Origin of the sequence: Pseudomonas sp. FSL R10-0399 (assembly GCF_009600165.1) — a bacterium.
Classification (GTDB): Bacteria; Pseudomonadota; Gammaproteobacteria; order Pseudomonadales; family Pseudomonadaceae; genus Aquipseudomonas; species Aquipseudomonas helleri.
The window spans coordinates 21,202-28,148 of sequence record NZ_WIWK01000083.1 but is presented as its reverse complement, the minus strand read 5'-3'; the positions used below and the strand labels follow the sequence as shown (position 1 = coordinate 28,148).

Annotated in this window: 8 protein-coding genes; all 8 read left to right on the top strand. The window is 63.0% G+C overall.

Features of this window, described 5'->3' with window-relative positions:
- The first annotated feature begins 158 nt into the window (after positions 1-158).
- Genes GHO41_RS20765 through GHO41_RS20730 form a run of 8 tightly spaced genes read left to right on the top strand, consistent with a single transcriptional unit; the run spans position 159 to position 6,878 of the window.
- Complete coding sequence (locus GHO41_RS20765; RefSeq protein ID WP_153434529.1) at positions 159-299, top strand: hypothetical protein; 141 nt, start codon at positions 159-161, stop codon at positions 297-299.
- Between the two features lie 46 nt (positions 300-345).
- Entirely contained in the window at positions 346-1,221 is an 876-nt protein-coding gene (locus tag GHO41_RS20760) for a transporter substrate-binding domain-containing protein (protein WP_153434528.1), read from the top strand.
- Positions 1,218-1,961 (top strand): amino acid ABC transporter permease, encoded by a 744-nt coding sequence (locus GHO41_RS20755; protein ID WP_048373535.1) that lies wholly within the window; start codon positions 1,218-1,220, stop codon positions 1,959-1,961. The genes GHO41_RS20760 and GHO41_RS20755 overlap by 4 nt, the downstream gene beginning before the upstream one ends.
- Positions 1,958-2,761, top strand: a complete 804-nt coding sequence (locus GHO41_RS20750; protein WP_048373533.1) for an amino acid ABC transporter permease — start codon at positions 1,958-1,960, stop codon at positions 2,759-2,761. The genes GHO41_RS20755 and GHO41_RS20750 overlap by 4 nt, the downstream gene beginning before the upstream one ends.
- A complete protein-coding gene (locus tag GHO41_RS20745) occupies positions 2,758-3,495 on the top strand; it encodes an amino acid ABC transporter ATP-binding protein (RefSeq protein ID WP_153328756.1) in 738 nt (245 codons plus the stop codon). The genes GHO41_RS20750 and GHO41_RS20745 overlap by 4 nt, the downstream gene beginning before the upstream one ends.
- 2 nt (positions 3,496-3,497) lie before the next feature.
- Complete coding sequence (gene metC / locus GHO41_RS20740; protein WP_153356599.1) at positions 3,498-4,712, top strand: cystathionine beta-lyase; 1,215 nt, start codon at positions 3,498-3,500, stop codon at positions 4,710-4,712.
- A gap of 3 nt (positions 4,713-4,715) precedes the next feature.
- On the top strand, positions 4,716-5,774 hold the full coding sequence (locus GHO41_RS20735) for an amidohydrolase family protein (protein WP_153434527.1): 1,059 nt from the start codon (positions 4,716-4,718) through the stop codon (positions 5,772-5,774).
- 30 nt (positions 5,775-5,804) lie between these two features.
- Positions 5,805-6,878: an ABC transporter substrate-binding protein gene (locus GHO41_RS20730; RefSeq protein WP_153328732.1), complete on the top strand. Its 1,074-nt coding sequence runs from the start codon at positions 5,805-5,807 to the stop codon at positions 6,876-6,878.
- The last annotated feature ends 69 nt before the right edge of the window (positions 6,879-6,947 follow it).

Here is a 6,947-nt window from a genome sequence, read left to right as displayed (position 1 = left end):
TATATCCGTTCGCCGCACACTGCTGCGCCTGAGTGTTGGCCTGTTGGCACTGCTCGGCTGGAGCGTGGCACAGGCCGTGCGCCTGGACCCCGCCGAGCTTGCGGCGGGCTAACCCTCGCCAACTCACCTTCACCCACTTCTTTAGCGAGGGCCTCAACATGCACCAGGTGTGCGCTGTACTCGAGTTTATATCCGTTCGCCGCACACTGCTGCGCCTGAGTGTTGGCCTGTTGGCACTGCTCGGCTGGAGCGTGGCACAGGCCGTGCGCCTGGACCCCGCCGAGCTTGCGGCGGGCTAACCCTCGCCAACTCACCTTCACCCACTTCTTTAGCGAGGGCCTCAACATGCACCAGGTGTGCGCTGTACTCGAGTTTATATCCGTTCGCCGCACACTGCTGCGCCTGAGTGTTGGCCTGTTGGCACTGCTCGGCTGGAGCGTGGCACAGGCCGAGGTGCTGCTGGAGCGGGCGGTGTCCCGTGGCAGCCTGAGTGTTTGCACCGGCGAGGAATTCCCGCCTTTCAAGTTCATCGATGCCGAGGGCAACCACAGCGGCTTGATCTACGACTTGGTGCTGGATCTGCAGCACCAGCTTCAGCAGGCCACCGGCAAGGACCTGGGCCTGCAACTGGTGTTGGTCACCCCGGTCAACCGCTTGGCGTTCCTCAATCAGGGGCGCTGTGAACTGTTGGTGACCTCGCTGCTGGACACCCCGAGCCGTCGCCGGGAAGTGGACTTTGTCGAGCCGGGTTATTACAGCTCGGCGGCCACGGTTTTCGCCCCCAAAACCACTCGCCTCGAACACTGGGAAGACCTGCGCGGCAAGGTGCTGTGCTCCAACCCTGCCAGCGTTTGGGTGCGTCCTTACGAGGAGCGTTACGGCGTACGTTTTGCCTCTTACACCGGCAACGCCGAAGTGCGCAAAGCGGTGGCCGACGGGCGTTGCCTGGGCACTCTTGCCGATGACGTGTTCTACCGCGAGCTGGCCAAAGACCCGAACTGGCAAGACTACGAAATCAAATTGCCCAGCCAGGATGCCGCCCCTTGGGGCATCGCCCTGCGCAAGGGCCAATCTGAGCTGCAAGCCTTGCTCGGCAAAGTGGTTGAAGGCTGGCATCGCTCGGGGCTGATCATCGAGCTTGAGAAAAAATACGGCATCGAAGCCAACCCTTGGGTAGCCGAGCAGCACGCCCGTTATGCGCAGGGGAGTGCAGGCCAGTGATTGAACGCTATGTGCGACCGTGGCTTGAAGGCCAGGGCTTTCACCTGAGTATTCTCTGGGACCCGACAGACGCCCAGCGTTTTCTGTTGGGGCTGGGTTTCACCCTGGGCCTGGCGATTGCCAGCGTGCTGCTGTCGCTGGTGATCGGCGTGCTGGGCGTGGCGTTGAAGTCTTCACCGTGGCGGCCAGTGCGTCAGGCGGTCACCGCCTATGTCGAGCTGTTTCGTAATACGCCCTTGCTGGCTCAGTTGTACTTCTTCTATTTCGGCCTGGGTTCGCTGTTGCCGATGGTCGAGGACGCCGACGGCCATGCGGTGCGCATGATCGGTAACTTTCAGTGGGCAGTCATTGTGCTCGGGCTGCACTCGGGCGCCTTCCAGATCGAGGCGCTGCGCGGCAGCATCGACGCCGTGCCGCGCTCGACCATTGAGGCCGCGCAAGCCCTGGGCTTGCACGGGCGCAAACTGTTTCGCCACCTGATCTTGCCGCTGGCGCTGCGCAACAGTTTGCCTGCGTTGGGCAACAGCCTGGCGCAGGCGGTCAAGTCCACCTCGGTGGCCTACGCCATCGCGGTGCCGGAGTTGCTCTACGCCTGTAACCGCATCTGGACTGACAACTTCAACGTCGCCGAGATGATGCAGGTGTTGCTGCTCATGTACTTCATCCTGCTCGGCGGTTGTGCCTTGCTGATGTCGCGGATCGAAGCGCGCTTTCGCCTGCCGGGGTATCACAGCCGATGAGCCCTTTGACTCTGTTGTCTCAACGCATCCGCCCACCGCTCAACGCCTCGCGCTTTATCGCGCTGGGCGTGTTGTGGCTGGCGGCGGGTGTCGGCGTGGGGGCGGTGGCCTGGGCCTATCGCGACATCATTGCGCTGTTGCTGAACTGGACCCCCGCGCTGGCCCGCGGTTTTGCCCTGAACATTCTGATGGGCGTGGTGGCGATGCTGGCAGCGACAGTGTTCGGCACGCTGCTGGGGTGCTTGCAGGTCTCGCTGCATCGCGGGTTGCGCCAGATGGCGGTGCTGCTGACCCAATTGCTGCGCAATGCGCCGTGGCTGGTGGTGGTGTTTTTGGTGATGAACCTGCTGCCGTTTGAGTTCCAGGCGCTGGACCGCTGGTGGCAGATTCCCGATTGGCTCAAGGCTGCCTTGGGGCTCGGTTTGGCGGGCAGCGGTTACGTCTCGGAAATTGTGCGTGGCGGCATTCGTTCGATCCCCGTGGCCCAGTGGGAAGCCGCCGCCTCGCTGGCGCTGCCCCGGCGCAAAAGCCTGCGTTTGGTGATTCTGCCCCAGGCCCTGCGCAGCATGGTACCGCCATGGATGAGCCTGTACTGCGCCGTGACCATGGCCACCTCGCTGGCCAATTTGATGGGCGTAGAAGAACTGATGACCAGCCTGCAACTGCGCCTCACCGGCCAGACCCGCCCGGACCTGCTGCTGCCTGCCTACCTCTACGTGTTCGTCGCCTTCTTTATTTATATCTACCCGATCTCCCGTTACTCACGGTACCTGGAGCGCAAATGGAGCCTGTACTCATGAGCCAGCCGCTGCAAATCCAGTTGGAGGACGTGTACAAATCCTACGGTGACCAGCCCATTTTGCAGGGCATTTCACTGTCGGTTCGGCGCTCGGAAATCGCCTGCCTGATTGGCCCGTCCGGCTCGGGCAAGTCCACCCTGTTGCGCACCCTCAACGCCTTGACCCCGGTGGACAGCGGGCGCATCGAGGTCTGCGGGATCCGCGTCGATGATCCGCAACTCGACGTGCCCGGCCTGCGCCGCCACGTCGGCATGATCTTTCAAAGCTACAACCTGTTCCCGCACCTCAGCGTGCTGGACAACATCACCCTGGCGCCGATTCAAGTGCTCGGCCAGTCACGGCAAGAGGCCGAAGCCTACGCCATTGAGCTGCTGGCCAAGGTGCGTCTGGAAAACAAACAGGGTGCCTTCCCCGGGCAGTTGTCCGGCGGCCAGCAACAGCGCGTGGCGATTGCCCGCAGCCTGGCGATGCGCCCCGACGTGATGATGTTTGACGAAGTGACCGCTGCCCTCGACCCGGAGACGGTCAAGGAAGTGCTCAACACGATCCGCGATGTTGCCGCCAGCGGCATGACCTGCCTGATCGTCACCCACGAGATGCGCTTCGCCCGCGAAATCGCCGACACGGTGTATTTCACCGATGGCGGGCGAATCGTCGAAAAGGGCGACCCCGAGTTGATTTTCAGCCGCCCCGCCGACCCCCGAACCCAACGTTTCCTCGAACGAGTACTGTGAAGATGTCCACAAGAGAATCGCGTAGTCATTGGCTGGCCGACACCCAGCTGACCCATTTGGGGCGTAATCCGGCGAGCCACGAGGGCACGGTCAACACCCCGGTTTATCGCGTGTCGACTTACGTCTGGGAAAACACCCAGGCGCTCGCCGAATTCCGGCGCAAGTCGGCCGATCCGGAGTTTCGTGGCAATGCCTACGGGCGCAACGGCAACCCCACCACCGCAGCGTTTGAAGATGCGGTGGCCGAGCTGGAAGGCGGCTATCGCGGGCTGATCATGCCGTCGGGGCTGGCAGCAATCACCGGCGCGGTGTTGGCCGTGGCCAAGGCCGGTGACCACGTGCTGGTTACCGACAATTGTTATTGGCATGCGCGCAAAGTCTTCGACGACGTGCTGTCGCGCTATGGCATTGAAACCACCTATTTCGACCCTGAGCTGGGCGCCGACATCGCCGGCCAACTGCGGCCCAACACCAAAGTGGTGTTTGTCGAGGCGCCGGGTTCCACCACCTTTGAAGTCCAGGACATCCCGGCTATCGCCAGGGCCGCCCATGCCCACGGCGCGCTGGTATTGATGGACAACACCTGGGCCACGCCGCTGTTCTTCCGGGCTTTTGAGCATGGTGTGGATATCTCCATTCACGCGGCCACCAAGTACCTGGTGGGCCATTCCGACGCGATGCTCGGCGTCATCGTGACCACCCAGCCGCTCTATGCCCAGGTGCGTTCAGTGGTGCGCGACCTCGGCTATATCGCCAGCGCCGACGATGCGTATCTGGGCCTGCGCGGCCTGCGCACTCTGGGCGTGCGCTTGCGTCAGCATCAACAGTCGGCGCTGCGCGTGGCGCACTGGCTGCAGCAACGCAGCGAGGTGCTTGAAGTGCGCCACCCGGCGCTGCCCGGCAGCCCTGGGCATGAGATCTGGAAGCGTGACTTTTTGGGCTCGTCAGGCTTGTTTGCGTTCGTGCTCAAGCCGCTGCCCGATGAAGCGGTCAATGCCTTCCTCGACAGCCTCCAACTGTTTGCCATGGGCGCCAGCTGGGGCGGCTTCGAGAGCTTGATTGGTCGCCAGACACCGCAGCGGGCGGTCACGCCGTGGCAGGTGCCGGGCGTGCTGTTTCGCATTCATGTCGGCCTTGAAGCGGTGGACGATTTGCTCGCCGATCTCGATCAGGGGCTGGCCGGTATTGCCCATCACTTTTCACCTGAAGAGGCCTGAACCATGAGCCAAATCCAACCTTCTGTGCAGGGTGTGATCGACCTGCACAGCCATTGGTTTTCACCCAGCTCGCTGCGCTTTTTGAGTGAGCGCCAGAGCAGCCCGCACCTTTTACCGGGCGCCGATAGCGCACCGAATTTGCATCGCGCCGGCGCTGGCACCACGGCCCAACCGTTTGCGCTGGGCAACCACTGGTTTGATCTGGACGCGCGCATCGAGCATTTCGATCAGGTCGGGGTGGCGCATCAATTGCTGTCCTGGCCGACCACTTTGGGCATCGACGCGGCGCTGTCTGCCAGCGAATCGCTGGGCCTGTGGCGCGACTACAACAATGAGCTGGCAGGCGTGGTGCGCCAGTACCCGACGCGGCTCAGCGCCGTGGCGGCGTTGTCGACCTCCGACATTCAGTGGTCGGTGGGCGAGTTGCAGCGCGCCCATGAAGAGCTGGGGCTGATCGGTGCGGTGTTGCCGGTGAATGCCTTCGCCAGCCTGGCCGCCGCCAGCCGTTTTGAGCCGTTGCTGGCCAAAGCCCAGGAGCTTGGCAGCCATATTTATTTGCACACCGGTTACGCCCACCCGCAGGTGCCGGGCCAGCCACCGGTGCTGTTGCACAGTGACGCCATCGAAGCGCGGCGGGTGCTGGACATCGCCTGGCAGTTTGCCTCGGCCACCATCACCTTGGCCCACAGCGACCTGCTGGACCGCTACCCCGACGTCACGGTGCAAATCGCCATGCTCGGCGGCGCCGGCATCATCGCCAACCTGGTGGAGCTCAGTCAGGTGCCCGGCCACTTCGATGCGGTCGGCCACAGCCCGCGTTATCAGCGCTTGTTATTCGACACCGGCGCCGCTGGCCGAGGTGCCCAGGCCATCGCCCTGGCAACCCGCGTGCTGGGCGCTGAGCAACTGGTATTTGGCTCTGACTATGCCCCGGTGCCTGACATCGCGCCGGGTATCGCCCAAGTGCTGGCCGCGCCGATTTCGGCGGCCGAGCGCGAGTTGATCCTGCGAGGCAACGGGCAGCGCCTGTTGGCCAGCAAAGGTATTTCCCTGGGTAGCTAAGGCTACCTCTCTGCCCCAAGGAGTGTCGCAATGAGTACCGTACTGCATGAAAAACCGCGTCTGGTCGCTGACCCGGTAGAGGCCTACTACACCATCTGCCCGGTGTTGGTCGCGTCCAATATTGCCGTGGAGCTGGGTTGGCTGGATGAAGAGTTCAAGCGCGCCGGTGGCAAGGCCACCTTCCTGCGTTCGTTGCCTGAAAATGGCGGCTGGTTGCCGCATTACCGTCACTCGTTCAACCCGCTGTTTCGCGATGGCGGAGCGATTCCGACCCTGTGGGCCAAGGCTGATCTGACCGACACCACGCTGATCGCCACCACCGCCAGCCAGCGCGCCGGCCAAGTGGTGGTGCGTGCGGGTTCCGGGATCCGCCGGGTACAGGATCTGGCCGGACGGCGCATCGGCCTGTTCAAAAGCCAGAACGACGACAAGATCGACTTCGCCCGCGCCACGGCCCAGCACGGTTTGCTGCTGGTGCTGGAACTGGCCGGTTTGAGCGCCGAGCAGGTGCAGTGGGTGGATCTGGCCGACGACGATGACCCAAGTTTCCTGCAACCGTCGCAGCGCCCGGTTGAACTCTGGACGCAAATCAAAGCTCATCGTGGTCAGCCGCCGGTGGACATTCAGGCCCTGGCCGATGACCGCGTCGACGCGATTCTGGTACAGGCCAGCACCGCAGCATCGCTGGTGGCGACAGGCAAATACACAGTGATCGAAGACCTGGAGCGCTACACCGACTGGACCCTGAAAATCTCCAACGGGCCGTACACCACTGCGGTCAATACTGACTTCGCCCGCCAGCATCCTGAACTGGTGGTGGCCTTCTTGCGCGCCGCGATTCGGGCCGGTCGCTGGATCAACGCCAACCCGGATGCTGCCGCTGAACTGTTCACCCGAGTGACCTTTAACAGTGACCCGGCGCTGGTACGTGCGGCCCTGCACGGGCGTGATTTTGTGCCACAACTGTCGGCACAAAACCTCGCTGCACTGGAGTTGAAAAAGACATTCTTGCGCGAGCACGGCTACATCAAAGGCGACTTCCGCGTGACCGATTGGGCTGATGCTAGCTTCCTGGAACAGGCGCACGCGTCGTTGCAGGACTAATCTGCAACGCGTGGGAGCGGGCTTGCTCGCGATGGTCTTCAGGGTGCCTCATGGGCTCAGCGGATACGC

Bases quoted from the DNA above. Each gene is read 5' to 3' on its own strand.
- GHO41_RS20750 (WP_048373533.1), top strand. From the start codon at position 1,958: ATGAGCCCTTTGACTCTGTTGTCTCAACGCATCCGCCCACCGCTCAAC.
- GHO41_RS20745 (WP_153328756.1), top strand. From the start codon at position 2,758: ATGAGCCAGCCGCTGCAAATCCAGTTGGAGGACGTGTACAAATCCTAC.
- GHO41_RS20760 (WP_153434528.1), top strand. From the start codon at position 346: ATGCACCAGGTGTGCGCTGTACTCGAGTTTATATCCGTTCGCCGCACA.
- metC (WP_153356599.1), top strand. From the start codon at position 3,498: ATGTCCACAAGAGAATCGCGTAGTCATTGGCTGGCCGACACCCAGCTG.
- GHO41_RS20735 (WP_153434527.1), top strand. From the start codon at position 4,716: ATGAGCCAAATCCAACCTTCTGTGCAGGGTGTGATCGACCTGCACAGC.
- GHO41_RS20765 (WP_153434529.1), top strand. From the start codon at position 159: ATGCACCAGGTGTGCGCTGTACTCGAGTTTATATCCGTTCGCCGCACA.
- GHO41_RS20730 (WP_153328732.1), top strand. From the start codon at position 5,805: ATGAGTACCGTACTGCATGAAAAACCGCGTCTGGTCGCTGACCCGGTA.